Origin of the sequence: Rhizobium mongolense subsp. loessense, assembly GCF_900099775.1 — a bacterium.
Classification (GTDB): domain Bacteria; phylum Pseudomonadota; class Alphaproteobacteria; order Rhizobiales; family Rhizobiaceae; genus Rhizobium; species Rhizobium loessense.
The window spans coordinates 404,433-429,832 of the sequence record NZ_FMTM01000001.1; the positions used below are offsets into that span (position 1 = coordinate 404,433).

At 62.5% G+C, this 25,400-nt stretch carries 26 protein-coding genes; 15 read left to right on the forward strand and 11 right to left on the reverse strand.

Annotated elements, in window-relative coordinates:
• Window positions 1-5 precede the first annotated feature (5 nt).
• Both BLP23_RS02070 and BLP23_RS02075 read left to right on the forward strand, forming a co-directional pair.
• Window positions 6-1,307 carry a hypothetical protein gene (locus BLP23_RS02070; protein WP_139187024.1) on the forward strand — a complete coding sequence of 434 codons (1,302 nt, stop codon included), beginning with the start codon at window positions 6-8 and terminating at the stop codon, window positions 1,305-1,307.
• Window positions 1,304-2,107: a COG3904 family protein gene (locus BLP23_RS02075; RefSeq protein ID WP_092583330.1), complete on the forward strand. Its 804-nt coding sequence runs from the start codon at window positions 1,304-1,306 to the stop codon at window positions 2,105-2,107. Before BLP23_RS02070 ends, BLP23_RS02075 begins: the two co-directional genes overlap by 4 nt.
• Before the next feature lie 61 nt (window positions 2,108-2,168).
• On the opposite strand, the gene BLP23_RS02080 is transcribed toward BLP23_RS02075, so the two are convergent.
• Window positions 2,169-2,507 (reverse strand): GCG_CRPN prefix-to-repeats domain-containing protein, encoded by a 339-nt coding sequence (locus BLP23_RS02080; protein WP_092583331.1) that lies wholly within the window; start codon window positions 2,505-2,507, stop codon window positions 2,169-2,171.
• Window positions 2,508-2,581: 74 nt separating this feature from the next.
• A complete protein-coding gene (locus BLP23_RS33560; RefSeq protein ID WP_166677401.1) occupies window positions 2,582-2,731 on the reverse strand; it encodes a hypothetical protein in 150 nt (49 codons plus the stop codon).
• Window positions 2,732-3,488: 757 nt separating this feature from the next.
• Here BLP23_RS33560 and BLP23_RS02090 point away from each other — a divergent pair.
• Window positions 3,489-4,220, forward strand: coding sequence for a sulfite exporter TauE/SafE family protein (locus tag BLP23_RS02090; protein WP_092583333.1), 732 nt, complete (start codon window positions 3,489-3,491; stop codon window positions 4,218-4,220).
• 354 nt (window positions 4,221-4,574) lie between these two features.
• Here BLP23_RS02090 and BLP23_RS02095 read toward each other — a convergent pair whose 3' ends face one another.
• Complete coding sequence (locus tag BLP23_RS02095; protein WP_092583334.1) at window positions 4,575-4,916, reverse strand: nuclear transport factor 2 family protein; 342 nt, start codon at window positions 4,914-4,916, stop codon at window positions 4,575-4,577.
• A gap of 168 nt (window positions 4,917-5,084) precedes the next feature.
• Here BLP23_RS02095 and BLP23_RS02100 point away from each other — a divergent pair, with 168 nt between their 5' ends.
• A complete protein-coding gene (locus BLP23_RS02100; protein WP_092583335.1) occupies window positions 5,085-6,314 on the forward strand; it encodes an MFS transporter in 1,230 nt (409 codons plus the stop codon).
• A 151-nt stretch (window positions 6,315-6,465) separates the two neighbouring features.
• Here the strand turns inward: BLP23_RS02100 and BLP23_RS02105 are convergent, their stop codons facing one another.
• Both BLP23_RS02105 and BLP23_RS02110 read right to left on the reverse strand, forming a co-directional pair.
• Entirely contained in the window at window positions 6,466-8,559 is a 2,094-nt protein-coding gene (locus BLP23_RS02105) for a catalase (protein WP_092583336.1), read from the reverse strand.
• 161 nt (window positions 8,560-8,720) lie between these two features.
• Window positions 8,721-9,272, reverse strand: coding sequence for an RNA-guided endonuclease InsQ/TnpB family protein (locus BLP23_RS02110; protein ID WP_092583337.1), 552 nt, complete (start codon window positions 9,270-9,272; stop codon window positions 8,721-8,723).
• Window positions 9,273-9,769: 497 nt separating this feature from the next.
• Between BLP23_RS02110 and BLP23_RS02115 the strand changes: the two genes are divergently transcribed.
• Together BLP23_RS02115 and BLP23_RS02120 are read left to right on the forward strand one after the other, a co-directional pair.
• Window positions 9,770-11,038 (forward strand): adenylate/guanylate cyclase domain-containing protein, encoded by a 1,269-nt coding sequence (locus BLP23_RS02115; RefSeq protein WP_092583338.1) that lies wholly within the window; start codon window positions 9,770-9,772, stop codon window positions 11,036-11,038.
• A 25-nt stretch (window positions 11,039-11,063) separates the two neighbouring features.
• Window positions 11,064-11,642 (forward strand): hypothetical protein, encoded by a 579-nt coding sequence (locus BLP23_RS02120; RefSeq protein WP_092583339.1) that lies wholly within the window; start codon window positions 11,064-11,066, stop codon window positions 11,640-11,642.
• A gap of 37 nt (window positions 11,643-11,679) precedes the next feature.
• Here the strand turns inward: BLP23_RS02120 and BLP23_RS02125 are convergent, their stop codons facing one another.
• A complete protein-coding gene (locus tag BLP23_RS02125) occupies window positions 11,680-12,573 on the reverse strand; it encodes a branched-chain amino acid aminotransferase (RefSeq protein WP_092584229.1) in 894 nt (297 codons plus the stop codon).
• Between the two features lie 251 nt (window positions 12,574-12,824).
• Here BLP23_RS02125 and BLP23_RS02130 point away from each other — a divergent pair, with 251 nt between their 5' ends.
• Both BLP23_RS02130 and BLP23_RS02135 read left to right on the forward strand, forming a co-directional pair.
• On the forward strand, window positions 12,825-13,865 hold the full coding sequence (locus BLP23_RS02130) for a zinc-dependent alcohol dehydrogenase family protein (RefSeq protein WP_092583340.1): 1,041 nt from the start codon (window positions 12,825-12,827) through the stop codon (window positions 13,863-13,865).
• Window positions 13,866-13,878: 13 nt separating this feature from the next.
• Window positions 13,879-14,610 (forward strand): metallophosphoesterase, encoded by a 732-nt coding sequence (locus BLP23_RS02135; RefSeq protein ID WP_092583341.1) that lies wholly within the window; start codon window positions 13,879-13,881, stop codon window positions 14,608-14,610.
• A gap of 90 nt (window positions 14,611-14,700) precedes the next feature.
• On the opposite strand, the gene BLP23_RS02140 is transcribed toward BLP23_RS02135, so the two are convergent.
• Window positions 14,701-15,585, reverse strand: a complete 885-nt coding sequence (locus BLP23_RS02140) for a LysR family transcriptional regulator (protein ID WP_092583342.1) — start codon at window positions 15,583-15,585, stop codon at window positions 14,701-14,703.
• A 79-nt stretch (window positions 15,586-15,664) separates the two neighbouring features.
• On the opposite strand from BLP23_RS02140, the gene BLP23_RS02145 reads away from it, so the two are divergent.
• On the forward strand, window positions 15,665-16,291 hold the full coding sequence (locus BLP23_RS02145; RefSeq protein ID WP_092583343.1) for an isochorismatase family protein: 627 nt from the start codon (window positions 15,665-15,667) through the stop codon (window positions 16,289-16,291).
• Between the two features lie 24 nt (window positions 16,292-16,315).
• On the opposite strand, the gene BLP23_RS02150 is transcribed toward BLP23_RS02145, so the two are convergent.
• Window positions 16,316-16,978 (reverse strand): CREC-EF hand family protein, encoded by a 663-nt coding sequence (locus BLP23_RS02150; protein ID WP_092583344.1) that lies wholly within the window; start codon window positions 16,976-16,978, stop codon window positions 16,316-16,318.
• Between the two features lie 161 nt (window positions 16,979-17,139).
• Between BLP23_RS02150 and tam the strand changes: the two genes are divergently transcribed.
• Together tam and zwf are read left to right on the forward strand one after the other, a co-directional pair.
• On the forward strand, window positions 17,140-17,910 hold the full coding sequence (gene tam, locus BLP23_RS02155) for a trans-aconitate 2-methyltransferase (RefSeq protein ID WP_092583345.1): 771 nt from the start codon (window positions 17,140-17,142) through the stop codon (window positions 17,908-17,910).
• A 167-nt stretch (window positions 17,911-18,077) separates the two neighbouring features.
• Window positions 18,078-19,631 (forward strand): glucose-6-phosphate dehydrogenase, encoded by a 1,554-nt coding sequence (zwf, locus tag BLP23_RS02160; RefSeq protein WP_092583346.1) that lies wholly within the window; start codon window positions 18,078-18,080, stop codon window positions 19,629-19,631.
• Window positions 19,632-19,639: 8 nt separating this feature from the next.
• Here the strand turns inward: zwf and BLP23_RS02165 are convergent, their stop codons facing one another.
• The gene (locus BLP23_RS02165) at window positions 19,640-20,032 is read right to left on the reverse strand and encodes a hypothetical protein (RefSeq protein ID WP_092583347.1); all 393 of its coding nucleotides are present in this window, start codon (window positions 20,030-20,032) and stop codon (window positions 19,640-19,642) included.
• A 232-nt stretch (window positions 20,033-20,264) separates the two neighbouring features.
• Here BLP23_RS02165 and BLP23_RS02170 point away from each other — a divergent pair, with 232 nt between their 5' ends.
• Window positions 20,265-21,833 (forward strand): helicase HerA-like C-terminal domain-containing protein, encoded by a 1,569-nt coding sequence (locus BLP23_RS02170; RefSeq protein ID WP_092584230.1) that lies wholly within the window; start codon window positions 20,265-20,267, stop codon window positions 21,831-21,833.
• A gap of 108 nt (window positions 21,834-21,941) precedes the next feature.
• Here BLP23_RS02170 and BLP23_RS02175 read toward each other — a convergent pair whose 3' ends face one another.
• Window positions 21,942-22,244 carry an alkylphosphonate utilization protein gene (locus BLP23_RS02175; protein WP_092583348.1) on the reverse strand — a complete coding sequence of 101 codons (303 nt, stop codon included), beginning with the start codon at window positions 22,242-22,244 and terminating at the stop codon, window positions 21,942-21,944.
• Window positions 22,245-22,694: 450 nt separating this feature from the next.
• Here BLP23_RS02175 and BLP23_RS02180 point away from each other — a divergent pair, with 450 nt between their 5' ends.
• A complete protein-coding gene (locus BLP23_RS02180; protein WP_092583349.1) occupies window positions 22,695-24,236 on the forward strand; it encodes an ABC-F family ATP-binding cassette domain-containing protein in 1,542 nt (513 codons plus the stop codon).
• Here BLP23_RS02180 and BLP23_RS34210 read toward each other — a convergent pair.
• The gene (locus tag BLP23_RS34210) at window positions 24,165-25,034 is read right to left on the reverse strand and encodes a hypothetical protein (RefSeq protein ID WP_233426654.1); all 870 of its coding nucleotides are present in this window, start codon (window positions 25,032-25,034) and stop codon (window positions 24,165-24,167) included. The two genes, BLP23_RS02180 and BLP23_RS34210, sit on opposite strands and share 72 nt — an antisense overlap.
• Between BLP23_RS34210 and BLP23_RS34215 the strand changes: the two genes are divergently transcribed.
• The gene (locus tag BLP23_RS34215; RefSeq protein ID WP_233426648.1) at window positions 24,966-25,223 is read left to right on the forward strand and encodes a transglutaminase-like cysteine peptidase; all 258 of its coding nucleotides are present in this window, start codon (window positions 24,966-24,968) and stop codon (window positions 25,221-25,223) included. The genes BLP23_RS34210 and BLP23_RS34215 overlap by 69 nt on opposite strands.
• Window positions 25,136-25,393, forward strand: a complete 258-nt coding sequence (locus BLP23_RS34220; protein ID WP_233426612.1) for a hypothetical protein — start codon at window positions 25,136-25,138, stop codon at window positions 25,391-25,393. Before BLP23_RS34215 ends, BLP23_RS34220 begins: the two co-directional genes overlap by 88 nt.
• The last annotated feature ends 7 nt before the right edge of the window (window positions 25,394-25,400 follow it).

The window sequence follows — 25,400 nt, forward strand, 5'->3', positions numbered from 1 at the left end:
AACCCATGGCGCTCGGCACATCCCATCGCCTGCAGGACGGCATCGACGCCGTCGAAACAATGACGCGTTTCGCGCTCGCCGTTCTGGCGCTCGCGTCGGGCGTCTACACCTATCTCGGCGTGCGCAGCATCCTCGACGGTTCGGCAACGGCCGTGTTCTTCGCCGCCCTCATCTATTCCAGCGCGGTCTCGGTGGCTATCTATGCCTTCTGGACCTATATGGCGCGCTTCTATCCGCATGTGACCGGTGCGGCAGGACGCGGCGCGATGCTCGGCGTCATGGCGCTCGGCTGCGCGATGATCATCGCCATGTCGAGCTGGCTGAATGCAGCGGCCCTTGCAGGATCGGCCGCACTCGAACAGCATCTTGCCGAGACGCTCGAGGATTACACCGCCGACCTCGACAAGGCGCATCAGAACGCGCTTGCGGCCCAGAGCCTGCTGCCGGACATCCAGCGCACGCAGGAACGCTTCGAGCGGCTGGCCGACCAGGAGCGGGAAACTGGCGCTCTGACGGGCACGACCGGCGCAGGCAGCGTCGTGCAGCTTCTCTCGCAGATGGCCTCGCAGCTGACGGAGCTCGAAAACGGCATCAATGCCTCGCGCGAACTCGTCACCTCGCTCTTCGACGAGGGCCGCAAGCACCTGGAAACGATGCGTACGCTGGTATCGGCCCCCGGCGCGATCGATCCGCGCGCCGACCAATTCGCCGCCGAAGTCGTCGGGCTTTCCGGCGTCATCACCTCGCTGGAGCAGACCTCCATCGCCCCTTCGGTGAAGCGTGCGGCGGAAGACCTTTCGCTCGGCTTCATCGCCCCCGTCGCCGACGGCCGCGAGGCTGATCTCGCCAACCGCCAGGATCAGGTTATGGAGACGATCCGTTCCTCGGTTGCGGCGCAATCCAAAGTGCTGTCGCAGGCAGCCGACCAGATCCTTTCGCGCGAACCGGTCGCCGAGCGGCGGTTCGTGCCCCTCTCCTCTGCCGAAGCGGTGTTGCGCTATGCTTCCGACTTCATCCCAAGCTGGGCCGGCGCAATTTCGATCGATATCCTACCCGCGGTGCTGGTCTTCATACTGTCGATCGTCCATTCGACGCTGCGGCGCCAGGACCAGCGCCTGCCGTTTGCTGAGCGGATCACCGCGGCGGAGCTTCTGCAGGCGCTGGAGGTTCAGCGGGCCGTCCAGCAGCGCGGCGTCGATCTCGAAACCGCACTCACTCAGGCAGAGAAAACGGAAACGCTGGACCAATCGAACATTGCGAGCTTCGATCTTTCCGGCAAGGGACCGAGGAAGGGACCGCCTGCATGATGCTGGAAACGGCAGGGCAACGGCTGAAGGATTACATGCTTTCCACAAATGACGGCACGCTGATACGGCACGCCTTCCACGCCCTGCTTGCCGCAGCGATCTTGCTTGCGGTCATCGACTGGCGCGAGATCAGCGCCGCCAATGCCGAGCTGCCAGGCTTCGATCCGGCACAGCCGGAGACCATGCCGGTGCTGCCGCCGGCGCTGACGGAGGGTGGACCGCAGGCGCCACCTTCCGAGATCACGACCAGCATCGAGCTGCTCAAGCAGCCGATCCGTTTCGAGCTACAGCCGGGCGGTGTTCTTCTGGCGCAGGGGGCAATCGAGCTCGGCGCTGGCGCCCGCTTCGAACAGGAGATTGCCGCGCGCGGCGAATATGTGAAGACCGTTTCTTTGGATTCGCCGGGCGGCGCCGTCGGCGATGCGCTTGCGATGTCGAAGCTCATTCGCGAACGGAAGATCGGCACCAAGGTGGCAAGGGGCGCGCTCTGCGCCTCCTCCTGCCCGATCATCATGGCCGGCGGTGTGACCCGCGAGGCCGAGGACGGCGCCGTCATCGGCGTGCATCAGGTCTTCAACGGCTCGAAGGAGAAGCTTTCGCCGGAGCGCGCCATGTCGGAGGCGCAGCGCACGACCGCCGTCGTCACCCGCCATCTCGGCGACATGGGTATCAAGCCCGGCCTCTGGCTGCATGCGATGGAGACGCCACCCGAACGGCTCTACTATCTGACGCCGGAGGAAATCAAGAAATTCGCACTAGCGACGACGCCGGAGAAGGTGGCAGCCCGGAAAGCAAAATAAAGCCGGGGCGACATTTCGTCCCGGCTTCGTCAGTCTCAGCCTTTACCGATCGCTGCGCCGCTCAAAAGCTGCTGCGCTCGTAGCGATCATAGCGGTCATAGCGGTCATAGCGGTCGTAGCGGCCCCAGTCGCGGTCGCGGCGATGGTGCGGGCGCTCCCAGCCCCAGCCCCAACGTGGCGGCGGGCGATGCCAGTAGCGCGGCGGTGGTGGACGGTAGAAGCGCGGGCGGCATTCGCCCCAGCGGTTCAGGCGCCATCCGGGCCCGCAGGCATAATCGACTTGCGTGATCGCAGACGGGGCGGCGGTATCGGCACGCGCCGGCGCCATCGGCATCGCTTCGGCCGAAACTGCCGAAAGGCCTCCGATAACGAGCGCTGCTGCCAGCGAGATAATCTTCATTGCGAGTCTCCATAAATCCAGCCGGAGCGAGATTTAGCCGTGCAGTCCTGAACCGATCATGAACTACCCGTTCATCAACGCTCAGGCGCGGAGAGAACGCGCGATGTCTTCGCCGGATGGATTTCCGGCCATTTCGAATTGTTCGGCGCCGGCTGACTGCCGATCGCCGATATCGATACGACGATCGCGGTTACGGCCGAGAAAAGCACGAGTGCATGGGTCATAGCTTCCGATCCTCAATGGTTGGTTCCCAGCCACCGGCGCGCAAACTGATGCGGGAGGATGAACGAAAGCCTAAGCGATATGGTTAAGCCCAAAATATTGTAGCAAATTGCCACAATGTCGAATCCGTGCGCCAAGGCAATTCATCTTGTGGCGTGAAGAGAGCCTCATCCTTCTATTTTCTGCAACTATTGCAGCTTTGATCTGGTGGAACCCTCGGGGATGAACCGGTGATCAAGCGACTGAGGTCACCAAATCGTGGGTTAACTGCAGCCAATGCTGCCCGCGCTCCATGCCAAGTGCTTTTGCGAACTGCGGCAGAGACCTCAAGCGATGACGCTCGGCAGCGTCGGCGCATCCTGCGGGTCGGCGAACTTCTTTTGGCTTCGAGAATGAAGCAGTCGCGCTTTGCAAAGATCGATGCGCCTACTGAAGACCGTGCCGTCCTGGCCGGCTTCGCGCATGGCCCTTTGGAAGCCGTTGCCGTTGCCTTCGGTGGTCGTGGAGGCGGGATCGGCATGCGGCAGGCCCAGGATCGCAAAGGTCCGTCAGGAAGAGGGCTCTACTGGCCGCCTTCCTGGCCCTGCCAGCGTTCGATGAACGCTTCGACCGCTTCAGCCACCCACGATTCTACCATTGCTCCAAAGGCGTTATCGCGCGAAACTTGGCACCTGAAGCAAGCGATCGCCGGACACTGCGAAAGGAACTTTTCTCGCCGTTTGCGTGTTGCCTTGCGAAGCCGCCGGTTCGGGGAGTTTGATGACGCTTGATTTCTTCTTTTTCGTGCTGGTCGGTTTCTGCGCGCAAATCGTCGATGGCGCGCTCGGCATGGCGTTCGGGGTGCTTTCGACGACGAGCCTGCTGGCGCTTGGCGTGCCCGTTGCCAATGCCAGCGCGATGACACATGTGGCGGAGATCTTCACGACCGCAGCATCAGGCGCATCGCATGTCTATCACCGCAATGTCGACTGGAAACTCGTGGCGCGGCTGGCGCCTGCAGGGATGATCGGCGGGGCGGTCGGAGCCTATATCCTCGCCAATGTCGAAGGCAAGGCGATCGAGCCCTTCGTTTCGGCCTATCTGATCGCCATCGGCCTCGTCATCCTCTTCAAGGCATTCCAGCCGCACTGGCCGCGCGACGTCAAGGACTGGATCGTGCCGCCGGCCGGGCTATGCGGCGGCGTGCTCGACGCGATCGGCGGCGGCGGTTGGGGGCCGATCGTCACCAGCACGCTGGTCAGTCGCGGGCACGATCCGAAGAAGGTGATCGGCTCTACCAGCCTTACGGAATTCGCGGTAACGCTCACCATCTCGCTTACCTTCGTTCTGACGCTGGGCTGGTCGGAACTGCGTTCGGCTGTCGGCCTCATCGTTGGCGGCGTGATCGCCGCGCCGCTCGGCGCGATGCTCGTCAAGCGCCTGCCGGTGAGGCCCTTGATGATCGCCGTCTCGTTCGTCATCATCTCGACGTCGGCGATCCGGTTTTTCTAGGAACGAATGGCGCATGATCAGCTCCCCGCCGGTCGGCACTTCCGATTCGGCGCGAGCCCCAAGATTCTAAGGGTCGCGGTTTGTCGAACGAGCTTCGATCAATGCTAGAAAACTTCCGCACTTCGCGCTCGGTCGGGGCTCGGGCTCTCAATGCGGCGCTACCAGTCAGACGAGTTGATTATCACGGCTATATCTTGCGACCGTGGATACAACTCGCTCCCGCATCGGACCGGACTGGAGAAAACATTGCCGCTGAGGGCCGATCCAATCAATCAGTTTACGCCGCGTTGCCGGTTCTGCAAACACGGGCGAGCATGCCGACTGGCCAGTCCACCTTGACCAAGGTAAATGCGATTAGAAAGTCTCACGCCCGAAATAGACCTCCACCGAAGCAAGCTTGCCGTCCTTGAAGCGTAGCGCCTCCATATTGCGGAAGGCGGTGCCGTCAGCTTTTTGGGCGCGGTAGCGGACGACGGCCTCGTTACCGTCGATCGCCAGGAATTCGATCTCCATGCCGCGAAAGGGCGGCGGTTCGGGCCAGCAGCGGTCGAAATAGGCGTTGCGGTCGATATGATCGTCACGCGGGCTCGAGAAGGTGAAATCCTGGCTCAGCATGCCGCGGACGATATCCTTACGGCCTTCGACATAGGCTTTGTAAAGGCTTCGGACGGTGTCTTCACGGGTCGTTGCGGCCATCGCCTTCTCCTTTTTGACATCCGATTGCAAATTGCAATCAGTTATATAACAAGAAGTGGGCCGCAATGCAAATTGCCGGACGATTCAAGCCCGATCCGTCCTTGGCACCGGAGCCGGCGGGGCGTAAGTTTCCGCTTCTTCCAAACTGGTACCCGTAGAGATCCCGACATGACAGAGACGCAGATGGACGCGGCAGATGCGGCGGCCGGGTCAGCCTACTGGAAACGAAACCTCGCGATTTCCCTGACCGGCTCCTTCACCACCATCGTGGCAATGACACTGCTGCTCCCCTTCCTGCCGCTCTATGTCGCGGAACTTAGCGTCGGCGAGCATGCCGCGATCGTGCAGTGGTCGGGCATCGCCTATGGCGCGACCTTCTTTGCCGCCGCGCTCGTCGCGCCGCTCTGGGGCCGGCTCGGCGATATCTACGGGCGAAAGCTGATGCTGGTGCGCGCCAGCCTCGGCATGACGATCGCAATCTCGCTGATGGGCATGGCGGAGAATGTCTGGCAGCTGGTGGCGCTGCGGCTCTTCGTCGGACTTGCAGGCGGCTACGCCTCGGGCTCCATGGTGCTCGTCGCGACGCAGACGCCGAAGGACCGCTCGGCCTGGGCACTCGGCGTGCTGTCGTCGGGCATCATGGCCGGCAATCTCGTCGGACCACTGATCGGCGGAGCGCTGCCGCCCATCATCGGCATCCGCGGCACCTTCCTGGCGGCGGGCGGCGTCATCTTCTTCGCCTTCCTGGCGACCACCTTCCTGATCAAGGAGGAGAAGTCCCCTGCCCGCAGACAAGCGGCGAAGGCAAGCGGCGGCTGGCGCGCGATACCGGACAAGCGCCCGGTGGTCGCGATGCTGGCGACCGGCCTGCTTTTGATGCTCGCCAACATGTCGATCGAACCGATCATAACCGTCTACGTGGCGCAACTGGTCGAAGACCAGGGACGCGTAACGATGACCGCCGGCATCGTCATGTCGGCGACAGCACTCGGCAGCATCCTTTCGGCGTCGCGCCTCGGCAAGCTCGCCGACAGGATCGGGCATTGGCCGGTGATTGCGTGTGCGCTTGCTGTTGCGGCGCTACTCCTGATCCCGCAGGCCTTCGTCACCAGTTCGTGGCAGCTGATTGCGCTTCGCTTCCTGATGGGAATTGCGCTCGGCGGGCTGTTGCCCTGCATAACCGCCGTCATCCGCCACAGCGTGCCGGACAGTGCAGCAGGCAGCATACTCGGCTACTCCATCTCGACCCAATATGTCGGCCAGGTCGCAGGCCCCGTGCTCGGTGGCTTCGTGGGCGGACATATCGGCATGCGGGCGGTCTTTCTCGGCACCTGCGTGCTGCTGTTGGCGGGTGCTGCCTATGCTTGGATGGTGCGGCCGAGGGAGGAAACGAGCTAGCTCTATTGGCTGCTTGTGCGTCGCCAACTGTAAGGCTCGAGGAGCCGCCGCTCATCCGCCCTTCTGGCACCTTCTCCCCCGGGGAGAAGGTGATTTGACGTGACGTCCCCTCACTTGTCCATGGCAAAAAGCAATCCGCGGCGCGACACATCTATGCCAGCATGCGCACATTCGGCTCGCGGTACCAGTAGCGCTTGGCGGCGGCCTCGAAGAAAGCGCCGTCCAACGCGACGACACCTTCGTCGGGTTCGACGCCGGCCTTTTGAAGCAGGGGCAAGGCTTCCGGCGTGTGGCCGATCGCCTTCAGATGCACGAAAGCATTCATCACCCATTGTACGGCGGCACCTTCCTTCAGCAGTATCCCGGTGCCCTCCCCGGACAGGAGAACCGCGACCGCATCGAATATCTGCGACGGGGAACCGGCGAGCTGGCCATCGGCCCTGATCGTGCTGCCGTCCGACAGCCTCGCCTTCCCGACCTTCGGGGCAACGACGAAAGCCGTGGCATTCGCGTCCTCGATCGAGTTCACGAGAGATTGCAGGGCGTGAGCGTCGCTGCCGTCGGCGATCAGGATGCCGATCTTGCGGCCCTCGATCGTCTGCTTCATGTTTTTCTGGATCGAAAGCGCCGGCGAGGGGGCCATGTCGATCGGCTCGCGGGCGGCCGGGTTCTTCTGCGGCAGATCGATACCGAGGCCTTCGGCGACACGTTTTGCAAGCTCCGGATCGACGTTCAGCAGGTTGCCGACCATGCGTGGTGGCACCTGCTTCAGACCGACCTTGGAAAGCTCGAAGACGAAGGAAGAGGCGATATGGGCCTGCTCCGAATGCGTCTGCGACTTCCAGAACAGCCGCGCCTGGCTGTAGTGGTCGGCAAAGAGCTCGGCGCGGATGCGCAGCTTGTCGCCCTGCTCTTCTTTTCCGGACGCGGCACTGAATGTCGGGAAGCCGGTGACGGGACATTCGCGCGGCCCGCCTCCCTCACCATGCGCGCCAAGGCTGTTCGGCTCGTAATTGGCTCGACCCGTCGGCACGTTCATCTGCATCTGCCCGTCACGCTGGAAGTTCATGACCGGGCATTTCGGCGCGTTGATCGGCAGCTGGTGGAAGTTAGCGGTGCCGAGGCGCGATTTCTGCGTATCGAGATAGCTGAAGAGGCGTCCCTGCAGCAGCGGGTCATTGGTGAAATCGATGCCGGGCACGATGTTGGCGGGGCAATAGGCGACCTGCTCGGTCTCGGCAAAGAAATTGTCTGGGTTGCGGTCCAGCACGAGGCGGCCGACGATTTTCAGCGGCAACACTTCTTCTGGGATGATTTTCGTAGCATCGAGCACGTCGTAAGGCTGCATGCTGGCAAAGTTCTCGTCGAAAAGCTGCAGGCCGAGTTCCCATTCCGGGAAGTTTCCGGCTTCGATCGCTTCGTGAAGATCACGGCGATGGAAATCGTTGTCGGCCGCCTGCAGCTTCAGCGCCTCGTCCCAGACGGTCGATTGGATGCCGAGCTTAGGTTTCCAGTGAAACTTCACGAATGTCGATTTGCCCTCAGCGTTCACGAAGCGGAACGTGTGCACGCCGAAGCCCTGCATCATCCGGAAAGAGCGCGGGATGGCGCGGTCCGACATCGCCCACATCAGCATGTGGGTGCTTTCGGGCATCAGGGACGCCCAGTCCCAAAAAGTGTCATGGGCGCTGCCGGCCTGTGGATAGGCGCGGTCTGCCTCCATCTTCACCGCATGGACGAGATCGGGAAACTTGATGGCATCCTGAATGAAGAAGACCGGGATGTTGTTGCCAACCAGATCCCAATTGCCTTCCTTCGTATAGAACTTGACCGCAAAGCCGCGCACGTCGCGCGGGGTGTCGACCGAACCGGCGCCGCCGGCGACCGTCGAGAAGCGCACGAAGACCGGCGTCTTCTCGCCCTTACGCTGGAAGAGATCGGCCTTGGTGATGCCGGAAAGGCTTTCCGTCAACTCGAAGTAGCCGTGCGCGGCCGAACCACGGGCATGCACGATCCGCTCCGGAATGCGCTCGTGATCGAAATGGAAGATCTTCTCGCGCAGCACGAAATCCTCGAGCAGCGTCGGTCCGCGCGCACCGGAGCGCAGGCTGTTCTGATTGTCGGAAATGCGGATGCCCTGATTGGTGGTCAGATGGTCGAGGCCCTCGTGCGGGCCATTTTCCGGAATATGCTGATGCGTCTCGCCGCCATTGCCGCGGCTGGTGTCGAACGGGTTGTCGGACATGATTACGTCCCTCATTTTGGGTGATAGACGCCAAACGAGGACAGTGGGCTAATGTTCCTGAATTAACATCTTCCCCCGCTCGAAAGCGGGGGATTTGCGAGGGCGCGAAGCTCCTGCGATAGTTATCGCTTCAACCGAGAGCCGCTGCCCTTCCTCCACGATCATACGCCGTGTTCCGACGCAGGATGTTGATTGCAGCATTGGGCGCGCAAGCCGCATTGGCGACAGCGGAAAGACGCTTGGCTTTCGCGGCTTTCCCTGTCCACGGCTCCGCAGGCCGAACAGGTCTGCGAGGTGTGGCGGGGATCGACCCTGCACAGGTATCCGCCCCGTTCTTCGAGCTTGTAGGCCAACACGGTTCCAAAGCCGTGCCAGGGCGCGTCGACGGTTCCCCTGGCGCTGCGCGTCATGTTGCGCGTGGCGAGGTCTTCCAGAACCACCGTTGCGAAGCGACGGGCGATATCAAGACTGGCCTTGTGCCGCCAATCCTGGCGGATGCGGGCAGCGCGGGCCTGCAAGGCTGCAACGCGGCGGCGGGCCTTCGCGTGGCGGCTCGACCCGCGCTCGCGCTGTGCCCTGCGCTTCCTGCGCTTCCTGCGCTCGACCTCAGCAAGGCCGGCAGGCATCCACCAATGCTCCCCGGTCGAAAGCGTCAGCGTGTTCACCACGCCTCGGTCAATCCCACGGCGGGCAATCGTTCGCCGTGACGGCATGGTCGATTTCGCAGGCGAAGGCGATGTGCCAGCCGTTCGCCGCCAGGCTCACCGTACGTTCATGGTCTTGCCACGCACGAGCCGCGTGTCGCGGAACTTCACCCAGCCGATCTTGGGAAGGCGCGCGGCCGACCACTTGCCGTTCGGTGGCGCTGGCGCACCGTCCACCTACGCGCGAAGCGGACACCTGGAACGAAAGTGGGTCCCGAGCTCGTCCCGCTTGCAGGGAGCGGCGAGACCCGCATGGTTGCGCCCGACCTAACTTGATCGCGATCGAAGGCAAGCAGCTTCTCTTGGATAGCGGCCGGCGTCATTGATTAAGTGAGGTCGCGAGAGTAAGTTTTGGGTGGCCGTAGGTGTCGGACGGGCGGGGTGAGCTGCTTCGCCACGGCAAGGCACGAGAACAACACCGGACCGATGATCGACAAGAGCGGAGCCGCGCCCGCCCGATCTGAACGGGCTCGCCATTTTGGCTTCGCACAACGGAGGGCGCCGGCATGGACTTCCCTCTACCTGACAACGAGGCTGAACGCTTGGCCGCGGTACGGGCCTATGATGTTTACGGCACCGATCCCGAAGCCGGATTCGACGATCTCACCGATCTCGCCGCCCTGATTGCCAGTGCCCCGATCGCGATGGTCAACATCGTCGGCGACACCAAGATATGGCTCAAATCCCGTCATGGCGTTCCTCCTGGCATCGAAGAAGTGCCCCGCAGCGGCGTCTGTTGCGCCCATGCGCTCTGTCGCAGCGACATGCTGGTTGTTCCCGACACCCACGCCGACGATCGCTTCAAGGCACTGCCGTTCATCGCGACTGAACCCTTCTTCCGCTTTTATGCAGGCATGCCGCTGATCGATTCAGGCGGCCATGCGCTGGGCACGCTCTGCATCTTGGACCTCACCCCGCGCGAGCTCGCCTTCGAGGCTGCCGAAGGCATCCGTCGCCTCGCGCGCCAGACCATCGCCCAGCTCGAACTGCGCCTGAAGATGGCCGAGGTGCTGCGCTCGCAGCAGGAACTGGCCGCTGAGAAGCAGCGCGCGGACAGCCTGCTCCTCAACATCCTCCCACTCAAGGTAGCCGCGGAATTGGCAGAGAAGGGCTCGGTCGAACCCCGCCACCACCCTTCCGCGACGATCCTATTCACGGACTTCGTCGACTTTACCAAATCAGCCGTTGAACTCTCCCCCCGGGAGTTGGTCGATGACCTCGATATGTACTTCTCCGAGTTCGACAACATCGTCGCGCGACATGGGTTGGAGAAGCTCAAGACCATCGGCGACTCCTACATGTGCGCCGGCGGTCTGATGCAGGGCCGCAAGGACCATGCGATCCGCAGCTGCCTTGCTGCTCTCGAGATTCGACGCTTTGTCGTGGCGTCGAACCAGCGCTGGGCAGCGATCGGGCAGCGGCCCTGGCACCTCCGCGTCGGCCTGCATACCGGCAGTGTGATGTCCGGCGTCGTCGGCCGGAAGAAGTTCACCTACGACGTCTGGGGCGACGCGGTGAATATAGCGGCTCGTATGGAGAGCACGGACGAAGCAGACCAGGTGAATATCTCCGAAAGCACCTACCAACACGTAAAATCATATTTCGACTGCACCTCGCGGGGTGCCCTTGACGTGAAAAACAAGGGTAAGATGACGATGTATTTCCTCGACCGGCTGAAACCGGAATATGCGGCGGATGCGGCGGGCGTGGAGGCGAACGAGCATCTGAGGAAAACTCTCGCCGGTACTTCGGTCACTTGGTCGCTGCACGGATAGACTGCGTTCCCAGAGGAACTCACCGATGACGCGTCACTTGCGAATCCTGGCTGCGTTGCTGACACTGTCACTCATCAGTGCCGGACCGGCTGACGACGGACGTTGGTATGCTGGGGATTATTCCTTCTCCGATGAGCTTGGCGGCTTCCGCATCCTGTCAGTTACAGGCTCAGGTACGAAAGCCGATCCAATCGAAATCAACGAGGAACTTAAGTCGGCCAGCCCCGTCACTCTGGTGATTAGGGCCGCAAAGCCAATTCAACATCACGGGTTTCCTGAGGGCGCTTTCCATCTGCGCGTTGTCACTCTGAACACGAGCGGATTGGCCTGGATCGAGTTCGAATTCGAACTTCAAGAGATTCTCGGAAAACCGAGCGACTTTTATGACGGTCTGTCGTTTGATCAGACCAACCCCAATCCGGACCTCATTTCGTCCAACCGGTTTGCCCGTTTCGAGAACCACTTCGAGAAATTCGACCGGCTACGCTTCGCCAGCGGCCACGTTGACCCCCTCGACCGACCGGCGTTTGGCTTTTTTATCACCGACGTCACGCCGGTTACCGAGTTCTATTTGATGCAGGATCCGCGCGTACCTTTCTCGTGAGGCTGCAACCGGCTCGCACTTCCCTGCGCGCGGATCTCTACTCGCCACTGTGGCTATGGCTGCGCCCGTTGGCCCAATCCATGTAGAGATCGAGCGCCTTGCGAGTGACCGGGCCGTCTTCGAATTCGCGGCCGTCGAGGCGGTTGACGCCGACGATCTTGGAATAGTTGCCGCTGGTGAATATCTCGTCGGCATTCATGAAGTCTTCGACCGAGAGCGTCACCTCGCGCACGTCGAATCCTGCCTGGCCCAGCAATCCCATGATGCGGGCGCGGGTGATGCCAGCGAGGAAAGTGCGGTTGGCAACCGGCGTGAAGACGACGCCGTCCTTCACCATGAAGATGTTGGAGGATGCGGTCTCGGCGACATTGCCGTTCAGGTCGCGCATCAGGGCATTGTCGAAGCCACGGCTTCGCGCCTCGGCGATGGCGCGGCCGCTGTTCGGGTAGAGCCCGCCCGCCTTGGCATCCGTCGTCGCCGTTTCCGGCGACGGGCGGCGGAAGGGCGAAACGGTCAGCGACGAACCGCTATGGCCGCCCATCGGCGCCTCGAAAAGGCAGAGCGCAAAGCGGGTCGATTCCGCATCAACGGAGACGACGCTGCCCGGCGAACCGTGCTCGCCCCAATAAATCGGCTTGATATAGATCGGCGTCTTGCCGTCGAACTTCTTGATGCCTTCCCAGGCGAGCGCCTCGATCTCCTCGGCCGTCTTGATGGGCTTCAGCCCCATATTGACGGCTGAGCGGTTGACACGCCGGCAGTGCAGGTCGAGGTCCGGCGCGATGCCATCAAACCAGCGGGCACCGTCGAAGACCATGGACGCGAGCCACATGGCATGCGAGGTCGGGCCGATCAGCGGCGGGTTGCCGGGAAGCCACTCGCCCTCGACATGGGTCCAGGTGGTCGTGCGAGGCGATGTATCGACGGGCATGATCTTCTCCTTCCAAAGCCCGGGAAGCAAAATCCTTCCCTGCAGACAGCGTCAAGCAGAAATTCGGCCGCTTAAGAGGGACGCAAGAAAAATGCCACAACCGCGCATGCCACCGCAACAATCATGCGCGTTCGCTCGCATGAAAGCGATGGATCCATCAGCGGAAATGATCGAACGGAGTGTTGGAACGACAGGCTCCCGCGTGGCATCATGGCGGCGGAATCTCAAACAAAAGAGCTGGAGGCCGTCCGATGAAAGCCATGTATTACGAAGCCTTCGAGCAGACCCCAGACATCCGCACGGTGCCCGATCCGACGCCGACCGAGGACGGCGTCGTCATCGCCATCGGCGCGACCGGTCTTTGCCGCAGCGACTGGCACGGTTGGATGGGGCATGATCCGGATATCCGCCTGCCGCATGTGCCGGGACACGAACTTGCAGGCAAGATCGTCGCCACAGGCAAGGGCGTGGTGCGCTTCAAGGCGGGCGACCGGGTGACCGTGCCGTTCGTTTCCGGCTGCGGCCATTGCAGCGAATGCCACTCCGGCAATCAGCAGGTCTGCCCGAACCAGTTCCAGCCCGGCTTCACGCATTGGGGCTCGTTCGCCGAATATGTCGCGATCGACTATGCCGACACCAATCTCGTGCATCTGCCCGACAGCGTAGACGATGCGACGGCGGCGAGCCTCGGCTGCCGCTTCGCCACCTCCTTCCGCGCCGTTGCCGACCAGGCACGCACCGGCCCCGGCGAGTGGATCGCCATCCATGGCGCGGGTGGCGTCGGCCTCTCGGCGATCATGATCGCCAGCGCGCTCGGCGCCAATCCGATCGCGATCGACATTTCAAAGGAGAAGCTTGCCTTTGCGCGCGAATGCGGGGCGGTGGCGACGATTAATGCGGCGGTGGTTGCCGATGTCGCGGACGCCGTGCGCGAGATCACCAAGGGCGGCGCGCATGTCTCGATCGACGCGCTCGGCCATCCCGTGACCTGCTTCAACTCGATCAAGAACTTGCGCCGCCGCGGCCGCCATGTGCAGATAGGCCTGATGCTCGGAGAATATGCCACGCCGCAAGTCCCCATGGCGCAGGTGATCGGCCATGAGCTGGAAATCTACGGCAGCCACGGCATGCAGGCCTGGCGCTACGACGCCATGCTCTCCATGCTTGCCGCCGGCAAGATCGCGCCGCAGAAGCTGATCGGCCGGACAATCAGCCTGGAAGAGGCTGTGCCGGCGCTGATGGCGATGGACAGGGCGGAAGGAACCGGGATCAGCGTGATTACGCGGTTTTGAATGAGGTGGTGCCATGCTCATCGCCCAGGTAAGCGATATCCACGCCAGCCCCGGCAATGACAGCCTTGCCCGGCTTAAGAGGGCAATTTCCTGGCTCGCCACGATGCAGCCGGCTATCGTCGTGGTGTCCGGGGATCTTGTCAACGGCGGCTGGCGGGAGGGTTACCGGCAGATCATTGCCGCGTTGCAAAGCCTCGCGTGCCGCACCTTGATCCTCCCCGGCAACGCGGACGACCGCTCCGTCATGCGCGAGGCGATCCCCGAGGCCGGCCATTGGGGCGATGACGAGAAAATGCATTTTGCCGAACCCCATGGAGACGCTTTGATCGTCGGCCTCGACACATGCGTCGACGGACATGCCCATGGTGACATCACAGAGCATCTTGCGTGGTTGCGGCAGACGCTGGCGAGCGGTCCATCGGGCATACCCTTGCTCTTTACGCATCACCATGTTTTCCTCACCGGAATATCGCCTCTGGATGATCTCATGTGCAGGGGTGCAGATGCCTTGGGCGACCTGCTATCGAGTGGCATAAGACGCCCCATCGCAATCTGCAGCGGCCACGTCCATCGGCCGATGTCGAGCCTGATCGCAGGCATTCCGGCCTACATATGCGGCTCGATCTGTCCCGCCAATCCTTTGCTGCTCGATCCCCCACGTGAACCGCCTGTCACCGATCCTCCCGCCCTCATGATCCATGATCTTCGGAATGGTCGGCTGGTCAGCAGTCACGTTTCCTTCTGATAGGAAGATCTGGTGGATGTCCAATCGTGGGCCTGGAGAGTTCGAGGCGTCCGCCAGCGATATCGTCGACGCCATGCGCATAGGATCGGCTTAGAGCCTGTCCTTCGACACAGCGAATATCTCAGCCAAGCCATCCCATACCGCGCGGACGCGCGGGATATCGACCAGATTGGCCTGGGCAAGCATCCAGAGTTCGCGATCGGGCATTGCTTCGCCGCAATCGATCTCGACCAGAGCTGGATTCTGTTTCGCGACGAAGCGCGGAAGCATGGCGATGCCGAGCCCGGCGGCTGCGGCATTTGCCTGCACGACATTGCTGCTCGAGCGGAAGACGAAGGCATCCGGGCCGAATTTCGTTTCCAGCCAGCGCGCTTCGGCCACGCCGTCGCTATCCAGGTCAAATCCGATGAGGCGGGCTGGCCCGTTTCCCGCAACAGTCTCGACGGCCGCTTTCGATGCGTAGAAAGCGTATCCGATCGTCGCCACGCGTTTTGCGGTGAGATCACTGTCCTTCGGGTGTCCCAGTCGAAGGGCGATATCGGCCTCGCGCTGGGCAAGGCTCTGCACGCGGATATCGGTGACGATTTCGAGTTCGACGTTCGCAAGCCCGCGCAGCACGCCGCCGAGCTGCGGCGCGATGACGAGATCGGCGATCGAACGGGTCGTCGTCAGCCGCACGCGACCGCTCGGACCGTTCGAATAAGCCAACCGGTCGCGGATCGCCGCAGCGGCACTCTCCATGGCACCCGCCTCGGACAGGATCGCGGTTCCGTGGCGGCTGAGCTGGTAGCCGTCGGCGCGCCGCTCGAACAGCGCGAAGCCGAGAGCACTTTCCAGCGCGCCAACGCGGCGGGCGACGGTCGCATGGTTGACCTTCAGCGCACGCGCCGTCGCCGAGAGGCTGCCGTGCCTTGCCAGTGCCGCGAAAAAACGCAGGTCCTCCCAATCGATATCTGTGCGCTTTTTCTCAATCATTGTGAATTGATAGCGAATATTCGCTCAGTACGAAAGCGGTTAGCGTCCTTGGCATCGATCCATTCAAGGAGATATGCCAATGGTTCCCCTCACCCTGCTTCAACATGCGGGCGTCACGCCGAAAACCGCCGACTGGTCGAAGTCGGTCGTTGTCGTCATCGACGCCCAGAATGAATATGTGGCTGGCGCACTGCCGCTTCATGGCATCGCGGCACCCGTCGGCGAGATTCGCAAGTTGCTCGATGCGGCCCGGCGCGATGGCGTTCCGGTTATTCATATCGTTCACCACGCGGCGCCGGGCAGCGGCGTCTTCGCGATCGGCTCGCATGGCGCGAAGATCATTTCCGCGTTGACGCCGGCCGACGGTGAAGCCGTCATCGCGAAGACGCTTCCCAATGCCTTTGCCGGAACCACGCTTGCCGCGGCTCTCGCAGCAATTGCCGAGCAGACAGGGCGCTCCGATGTGATCCTCGTTGGCTTCATGACGCATATGTGCGTCAGCGCCACGGCGCGTGCGGCACTTGATCTCGGCATCAAGGCGACCGTCATCGCATCCGCCGCCATGAGCCGCGATCTGCCGGATCCGCTGGGCGGCATGATCCCGGCCAAGACCGTACACCGTACGGCGCTGGCGGAGATCGCTGACCGTTTCGCGACGGTCGTCCCGGATATAGCGGTGATTGTCAAACAGGCCGCGACGGACTGACGGCCAGCAAGAAGCCGTCTCCCTCTACGGCTTCTCCCGCTTCTCCTGCTCTTGCCGAAATTGCCTGACGGTTGCGGCGCGCTCCGCCTTTTCTGCTTTCGAAAGAGCGCCGTCGCCGTTCTTGTCGTAGAAGGCGAAGGCGGAGAGGAGGAGCGCCTTGAACTCATCCGCCGTCAGTTTGCCATCCTTGTTGGGGTCGAGTGCCAGCAGAGCGGCGACGCGCTCCGTATCGCTCAGTCCGTAAGCGGGCGGCATGCGAGGCAGCGGCGGTGATTTCAGCGCTTCGTCGAGCGTCACGATGCCGTCGCCGTTGCGATCGAAATTCGCAAAGCGCGCTTTCATGCCGAGTTCCGCCTCGTCGCGGCTTTCATAGAGGTTGGCGAGCTCGTACTCGTCGAGCGTCATGCGCCCGTCGGCATCGAGGTCGCCGATGAAGAACGGCATTGCGGCGGCGGCCCTTTGGCGTGCGGCATCGACCTGTCGGAGCCTGGCGATATCGTCTTCATCGAGGGCACGGTCGGCACCGCTGTAGACTGCAAAGGGCTCCAGATGGCTGGATATATATTGGTCGCGCGCACTGCCCATGCCTTCCACAAGGAAAATCGGCGGAGCGGCCGGCGTCTCGGCCCTTGCGGACATTGCGGCGATCGATAGGAAGACTGCGATAAAGACGAAACCGGCTCTCATGAATCCCCCAAGCTCAGAAACGACATCAATAATGCAACCCACTCGTGCAGGCAATTCGAACACAGCTGCAACGCGCCGCATACAAGTGTCCGAGAATTGCTGCTAGCATGACGCGCTTTGAACCATTGCTGTATCGCAACACGGGAAAACGGGAGGTGCCTATGGCCTGGTCTGCCAGCCAGTATGTGAAGTTCGAGGATGAACGGACACGCCCGGCGCGCGATCTCCTGGCGCAGGTGCCGCTGGATAGGGTCAGCAAGGCGATCGATCTCGGTTGCGGGCCGGGAAATTCGACCGAACTCATCATCGACCGCTACGGCAAGGAAGGCGTGTCCGGCCTCGACAGCGACCTCAACATGCTGGAGGCGGCACGAAAGCGGCTTCCAGGCACCACCTTCACCCACGCTGATCTTGCCACCTGGCAGCAGGATGAGCCTGCCGACCTGCTCTTCGCCAATGCCGTCTTCCAGTGGCTGCCAAATCATTTCGACATCTTCGACCGGCTGATGGACGGGCTTACCAGGGGCGGCGTGCTTGCCGTGCAGATGCCCGACAATCTCGGCGAGCCGACGCATCTGCTGATGGAGGAAAGCGCCCATGTCGGACAATGGAAGACGGCCTTCGAAAAGAAGAGCGTCCGCCGCAATCCCCTTTCCCCGCCGTCGGCCTATTACAGCCGCCTGATCGGCAAATGCGCGCGCCTGGATATCTGGCACACGATCTACAACCACCCGATGGCGGACGCCGCGGCCATCGTCGAATGGGTGAAGGCAACGGGCCTGATGCCCTACCTTACGGCTGCCGGCGATGAGCATCGCGAGGCATTTCTTGCTGATTATCTTGCGCGTGTCGAAAAGGCCTATCCGAAGATGGCGGACGGGCGGGTGCTGCTCCGCTTCCCGCGGATTTTCATGGTGGCGGTGAAGGGTTAAGCGCGCACGCTTCATGGAGTGCCGCGCAGTCGCCACGCTGTGCCCTAGTTGCCGCTCAACTGACTTGATAAGCAGAGGAGAAGCAGACCTAGTGACAACAGGCCACGCTTGCGGTAGCGCCCGGCGGCCTTATATTCCGACGCTGACAATCACGGAGAGCGATCCCAATGTCAGAGGCCAAGCCAACGCCGCCCGCCACTCTGGTCATCTTCGGGGCGACCGGCGACCTTACCCGGCGGCTTCTCGTTCCGGCGATTATCAATCTCACCCGCGGCGCCATGGTTGGCGACGATCTCGACATTCTCGGCATCGGCATCGAGCCCGGCGGCGACGAGATGCTGCTCAAACGGCTAGACGGTTTCCTGGCCGGCCTCGGCGGCGGCGAACCGCTCGTCAAGGATCCGGCCTGGGCACGGTTGCGGCAGCGGATCAGCTATATTTCCGGCGATTTCACCGGCGACGATATCTATCTGGAGATCGCCAAACGCCTCACTTCGGCGCCGGGCGGCAACGCGGCCTTCTATCTCGCCGTGCCGCCCCGCTTCTTCGGCGGTATCGTGGAGAAGCTCGCGGCTCACGGACTTGCCTCCGAGAGCGAATATAGCTTCCGTCGCATCGCCATCGAAAAACCCTTTGGAACGGACCTCGCTTCGGCCCGTGCGCTGAACGCGCAGATCCTGAGCAAGGTCGATGAAAGCCAGATCTACCGGCTCGACCATTTCCTCGGCAAGGAGACCGTTCAGAACCTGCTGACGGCGCGCTTTGCGAACACGATGATCGAATCGCTGTGGAACAACCGCTATATCGACCATGTGCAGATCACCGCGGCCGAAACCGTCGATGTCGGCAGCCGCGGCGCCTTCTACGACGCGACCGGCGCGCTGCGTGACATGGTGCCGAACCATCTGTTCCAGCTGCTCGCCATGATCGCCATGGAACCGCCGAACAGCTTCGACGCCGAAGCGATCCGCAACGAGAAGAGCAAGGTGCTGAAGGCGCTGCGCGTCTTTACGCCCGAGGAGGCAGCAACACACGGCGTTCGCGGCGTCTATTCCGACGGGACGCTGAACGGGGCGGAAATCCCTGCCTATCACCAGACGCCGCAAGTGGCGCCCGACAGCAGGACCGAGACCTTCGTGGCGCTGAAGCTTTATGCCGATACTTGGCGCTGGGCGGGCGTGCCCTTCTATCTGCGGACCGGCAAGGCGATGACCGCACGCGACACGGAAATCGTCGTCGAATTCCAGCCCGTGCCGTTCGCGCAGTTCCGCGAGACCGGCGTCACGCGCCGGCTGCCGCCGAACAGGCTGGTCATACAAGTGCAGCCCGACGAAGGCATGAGCCTCGAGATATCCATCAAATCGCCAGGGCTTTCGGTCGATACCGTGCCGGTTTCGCTCGACTTCCGATATGCCGACCGGTTCGACATCGCTAAGATGACCGGCTACGAATCCCTCATCTACGATCTCCTGATCGGGGACCAGACGCTGTTCCAGCGGGCCGACGGCATTGAAGCCGGCTGGGCGGCGGTGCAGCCTTTCCTCGACCTATGGGCGAAGGGCGGCGAGCCGGAAGCCTACGCCCCCGGTAGCATGGGGCCCGCCTGCGCCGACCGCCTCATCGAACGCGACGGGCGGCAATGGCATCCTCTGGACGTGGTGCATGCAAAGCACAAAAACCCCGCTTCAACTGGAAGCGGGGCTCCTTCCGTTTCGGCATGAAGGCCGGATCAAACGAACTGGCTCAAGCCCGGGACCGAGGCGACGACCTCGTCGACGACTTCTTCGCCGGCATATTGCTTGGCAATGGCGATGGTTTCCTTGGCGAGCGAGGTGATTTCGCCCATGCCGAGGCCCTGGCTCATGAGCTGCTGGCCGAGGCCCATGATTCCGCCGCCGCCGAGCGCGCCCATCAAACCGCCGAGGAGACCGCCGCCACCGGCACCTTCTCCGTTATACTGGGCGACGAGATCGGCGCCGCCGGGCATGGCTTCTATCATCTTGGCGACTGCTGCATCATCCCCTTCGCGCTGCAGGAAGCCGAGCATCATGCCCAGCGCCTTCTCCGCCAGATCGGGCGCAATGCCCACGCGATCGGCAATCTGGGTCACAACTTCATTCATCGTCAGCCTCCTGTTATTTGACGTTGACGTCAACGTTATTCGAGTTTCGTCCGCAACTCAAGCCGCACCGCCGAGAGCCGGCATTTTCCCCGGATTTGCTTTCAATGCAAACAGTTGTCGGCATCCCGGTCCCTGCTTATAACAGGTGGACGATAGTAAGATGAATGCGGCTTATTGCGATCTCCGCATTTCAAACGCAAGCGGCGGCATCGGCCGAAGGGAGAACTGCTTCATGCTCGAGGAAGGCAAGATTTTCATCGGCGCCAGCCGCAATCCGGACGACAGCATCAACAAGCCGGAATATCTCGACCTGAAATTCGGCAACCGCCACGGCCTGGTGACGGGCGCGACCGGCACCGGTAAGACCGTCACGCTGCAGGTGCTCGCAGAAGGCTTTTCCAAGGCTGGCGTCCCGGTCTTTGCCGCTGACATCAAGGGCGACCTTTCCGGCATTGCCGCCAGGGGCGAAGCAAAGGATTTCCTCACCAAGCGGGCCGAGCAGATCGGCTTTGCCGATTACGAATTCGACCAGTTCCCGGTGATCTTCTGGGACCTCTTCGGCGAGCAGGGCCACCGGGTCCGCACCACGATCGCCGAAATGGGGCCGCTGCTTCTGGCCCGCCTCATGGATGCCTCCGAGCCACAGGAGGGCGTCATCAATATCGCCTTCAAGATCGCCGACCAGGCGGGTCTGCCGCTGCTCGACCTTAAGGATTTTTCCTCGCTGCTGAACTACATGGGCGAGAATGCGAGCGAGCTTTCCAGTCAGTTCGGGCTGATCTCCAAGGCGTCCATCGGCTCGATCCAGCGCGCGCTGCTCGTTCTCGAACAGCAGGGGGCCGAGCATTTCTTCGGTGAACCGGCGCTGAAGATCACCGATATCATGCGCACCAGCAGTAATGGCTATGGCCAGATTTCGGTGCTTGCCGCCGACAAGTTGATGATGAACCCCAGGCTCTACGCCACCTTCTTGCTCTGGCTGCTTTCCGAGCTTTTCGAAGAGTTGCCGGAAGTCGGCGATCCGGACAAGCCGAAGCTCGTCTTCTTTTTCGACGAGGCGCATCTGCTCTTCAACGACGCGCCGCGTGTCTTGACCGAACGCGTCGAGCAGGTCGTGCGCTTGATCCGCTCTAAGGGCGTTGGCGTCTATTTCGTCACGCAAAACCCGCTCGACGTGCCGGAAACGGTCCTCGCCCAGCTCGGCAACCGCGTGCAGCATGCGCTTCGCGCTTATTCGCCACGCGAGCAGAAGGCAGTCAGAACAGCCGCCGATACCTTCCGCCCCAACCCGGCCTTCGATTGCGCCACCGTGATCACCAATCTCGGCACCGGCGAAGCGCTGGTTTCCACGCTGGAGACCAAGGGCGCGCCATCGATCGTCGAGCGCACGCTGATCCGCCCGCCATCCGGCCGCGTCGGCCCGGTAACGGAAGCGGAACGCCGTCAGATCATGGACCGGAGCCCGGTACTTGGAATCTATGACGAGGACGTCGACCGCGACTCCGCCTTCGAAATGCTCACAGCCCGCGCGAAGAAGGCTGCCGAAGCAGAAGCGGCCAAGCGGGCGCAGGAAGAGGCCGAAGCGCAGCAGACGAGTTCCGGCACGACCTCTGGCTGGACGCTGCCCGGCTTCGGCGACAGCGACGATGAGCCGCCGAACCGCGGCCAATCGCGCGGGCGTTCGTCCGGCTATCAGCGAGAGACGGTCGTCGAGGCGGCGATGAAAAGCGTGGCGCGGACGGTTGCGACGCAGGTCGGCCGGGCGCTCGTGCGCGGCATTCTGGGGAGTTTGAAGCGGTAGGTCGCGGAGGCAGAAGCCTGAAGGGTGAGGCCATTCTGCAGCAACCTCCCTACCCTGCCGGGCAGATGGAGTGCCAAGGGGTATATCATGCCTGGCTCGCTGAGATCCTCAACGCTTGCGGACGAATTCCGTGCGAAGGACCAGGCCCTTGATGGTGTCGTGGCGGCAGTCGATCTCTTCCGGGTTGTCCGTCAGCCGGATCGACCTTATGACCGTGCCCTGCTTCAGGGTCTGATTGGCACCCTTGACCTTCAGATCCTTGATAAGCGTGACGGAATCGCCGTCCACGAGGGCATTTCCGGCAGCGTCGCGGACCTCGACGGCCGCCTGCGCGGCGGCAGCCAATTCCGAAGCCGGACGCCATTCGCCCGTCACCTCATCATAGACGTATTCGTCGTCATTGCCCGCCATGGTCGTCTCCCCCTATATCAAGAAGTTCCCGGTCGGGCCGCTTATAACAGCCAGCCCATCTTGCGCAAGTTCGGCCGCGAAGAGCAAGGGGCCTCGTGCGGCGTAGAGTGTTCTTAAGAAGAGCCTGAAGCGATCGCCATGGTTGCATTCCTGCATAGGTGATGATATTTCATGCGTGCACTCTAAAGAGCAAAGGAGGGTCGCGTGCATAATTACTATTTCCGGTTCAACCGGCAGCGCGGCCCCGTAAACGCCCTGCAAACGCGTTTGCAGGGCTGACCAGAGGCCGTTTCTCGCAAAACCTCTTTTTTGGTCTGCCCTTGGTGCCCCGCAGCGTCGAGCTTTATCGCTTGAGCGTCTGCGATTTCCGATCCACCGCTGACGCATCGCATCGATGATGGCCCAGGAGCCCTCGATGGATGATCGCGCGGTCAAGACCAGAGAACGATCATGACCCTCCTCAATATCCGCAACCTCGGCATCACCTTGTCGAGCCCTCTGTTTTCCAAGCTCAATTTCGTGGTCAATGCCGGCGACCGCATCGGCATCGTGGCCGCCAACGGCCGCGGGAAATCGACGCTTTTCCGCTGCATCGCCGGTACGCTGGAGCCGACCGAAGGCGTCATCACCCGGGCGCGCGGGCTGACGGTCGGCTATGTCGAGCAGAATGTGCCGCCTGCCCTGTTCGCCAGGACATTCTACGATGCCGTTCTCGATGCGCTCGCTCCGGAGCAGGCGGAAACCGAGAGCTGGCGCGTCGATGTCGTGCTGGGGTCTCTGGAGGTGGCGGAGGAGTTGCGCCGGCGTTCGCTCTCGGCACTCAGCGGCGGGTGGCAGCGGCTGGCAATGCTTGCCCGTGTCTGGGTGACCGAACCCGACCTCTTGATGCTCGACGAGCCGACCAACCATCTTGACCTCGGCAAGATCGCGCGGCTCGAGGAATGGCTGAATGCGCTCCCCCGCGACGTGCCCGTGATCCTGGCCAGCCATGACCGCGCTTTCCTCGACGCCGTGACCAACCGCACGCTCTTCCTGCGGCCGGAGCAATCCCAGATCTTCGCCCTGCCCTATTCCCGAGCGCGGACTTCAATCGACGAGCTCGATGCGGCAGATGCGCGGCGCTATGAGCGCGACATGAAAACGGCGGAGCAACTGCGCAAGCAGGCGGCGAAGCTCAACAATATCGGCATCAATTCCGGCAGCGACCTGCTGGTCGTCAAGACCAAGCAGCTGAAACAGCGCGCCGAGAAACTCGAGGATGCGGCAAAAACCGCACATCTGGAGCGTTCGGCGGGTGCGATCCGGCTTGCCAATCGCGGCACGCATGCCAAGGTTCTGGTGACGCTGGACAATGCGGCGGTTGAGACGCCGGACGGCACGCTGCTCTTCAAGACTGGCAGGCAATTCATCTGCCAGGGAGACCGGATCGTGCTGCTCGGCGAAAACGGCGCCGGCAAGACGCGGCTGATCGCCATGCTGCGCGAGACGATCGCGAACCCGGAGACGGCCGAGAACGGCATCAAGGCGACGCCTTCGCTGGCGCTCGGCTACGGCGACCAGGCGCTTGCCGATCTGCGCGATGCCGACACGCCGATGGACATGATCATCCGCCGCTTCGATATCGGTGATCAGCGGGCGCGCGCACTGCTGGCAGGCGCCGGCATGTCGATCGAGATGCAGGGCCGCCCCATCGGCCAGCTTTCCGGCGGGCAGAAAGCAAGGCTCGGGATGCTGGTGCTCCGGCTCTCCAACCCGAACTTCTACCTGCTCGACGAACCCACCAACCATCTCGACATCGACGGGCAGGAAGCGCTGGAAGGCGAGCTGATGGCGCACCAGGCAAGCTGCCTGCTCGTTTCCCACGACCGAAGCTTCGTGCGCGCCGTCGGCAACCGGTTCTGGCTGATCGAGAAGCGGCGGCTAGTGGAAGTGGAGAGCCCCGAGGGGTTCTTTGCGTCGGCAGCTGGCGGAGATGGTTGGCCAAGGGGCTGATCGCCAAATCGGAGGAGCGGTTGCTGCAAGCGTTCTTTGGGATGTAGGTATCCGCCGACCCTTCGTGCCCAAGCGAGTAAGGCTCATGCCGGTCGGCCCCTCGTCCGACCCTTCGGGCCACCAACCAGGCTCGAACCAAGGGCCTCGACCAGAATTGCGCGCCTTGGCGGCGCTGACGGCGGCAGGCACGGCACCTGCGCCGCCCGAAACATCGACGACCTTGATGAAGACCAGGCCGTTGCCGAGCTCGCCTACGCTGAGGGCTGCGCCGTCGCGCACAACGCGGGCGGCACCCTCGTAAACGCCGCTCGCACCTCTCGGCAGCAGCAGCGTGATCTCCGTACCGGTCTCGCCGAAGGTCTCTTCGACCTTGCTCGATGGCGCCTTGATGTTGGTATTCTTGACCGTGTTCAGGCCGTCCGCATCCGACTGGCAGCCTGCGACGCCGGCAAGGAAGGTCGAGACCGCATCGTTCACAGCGGAAACGACGCCTCCGTCAAGCCGGACCTGCCGCGCAAGGCCACCTCTTCGAACGACGCGGTTTTCGGCTCCGTCACCATTCCGTTCACGCGTCTTGCCGCGGTCAAGCGTCGCGCGCCTTCGCTGACTGAAATGGCGAGCGGCGCGGCCATCAAGTGCGGCGCAAATGGATGTACGGTTGCGACCGATGTCATCAAGGCGGCAATAGCCAAGACCGGCCAAGCTTCGATCCGCGACAAGTTGAATGCGGTGAACGTCGCGGTCAACCGCGCGATCCGCTACCGCCGGGACATGGACACCGATCAGGCGGCGGACCACTGGGCAGCACCTTCCGAGACGCTGGCCCGCCAGCAGGGCGATTGCGAAGATTTCGCGATCCTGAAGATGGCAGCGCTTCGTGCCGAGGGCGCCGACAGGACATGTCGATCGTCGTGCTCTTCGACCAGAAGCGTCACTTCTACCATGCGGTGCTTTCGGTTGCCGTCGATGGCAACTACTTCATCCTAGACAACATGCGCGACCAGGTACTGCCCGACAGCCGCCTGCCCGACTACCAGCCGCTTTTTTCCACCACCGGCGGCAAGGGTCATCTGCACGGGTCGCGGACCGGCAACATGCAGGTTGCCTCCCGCATGTCGCTGGAAAAGGTCGCACCGGGCGAAGGCGCGGCATACTGAGACGGGT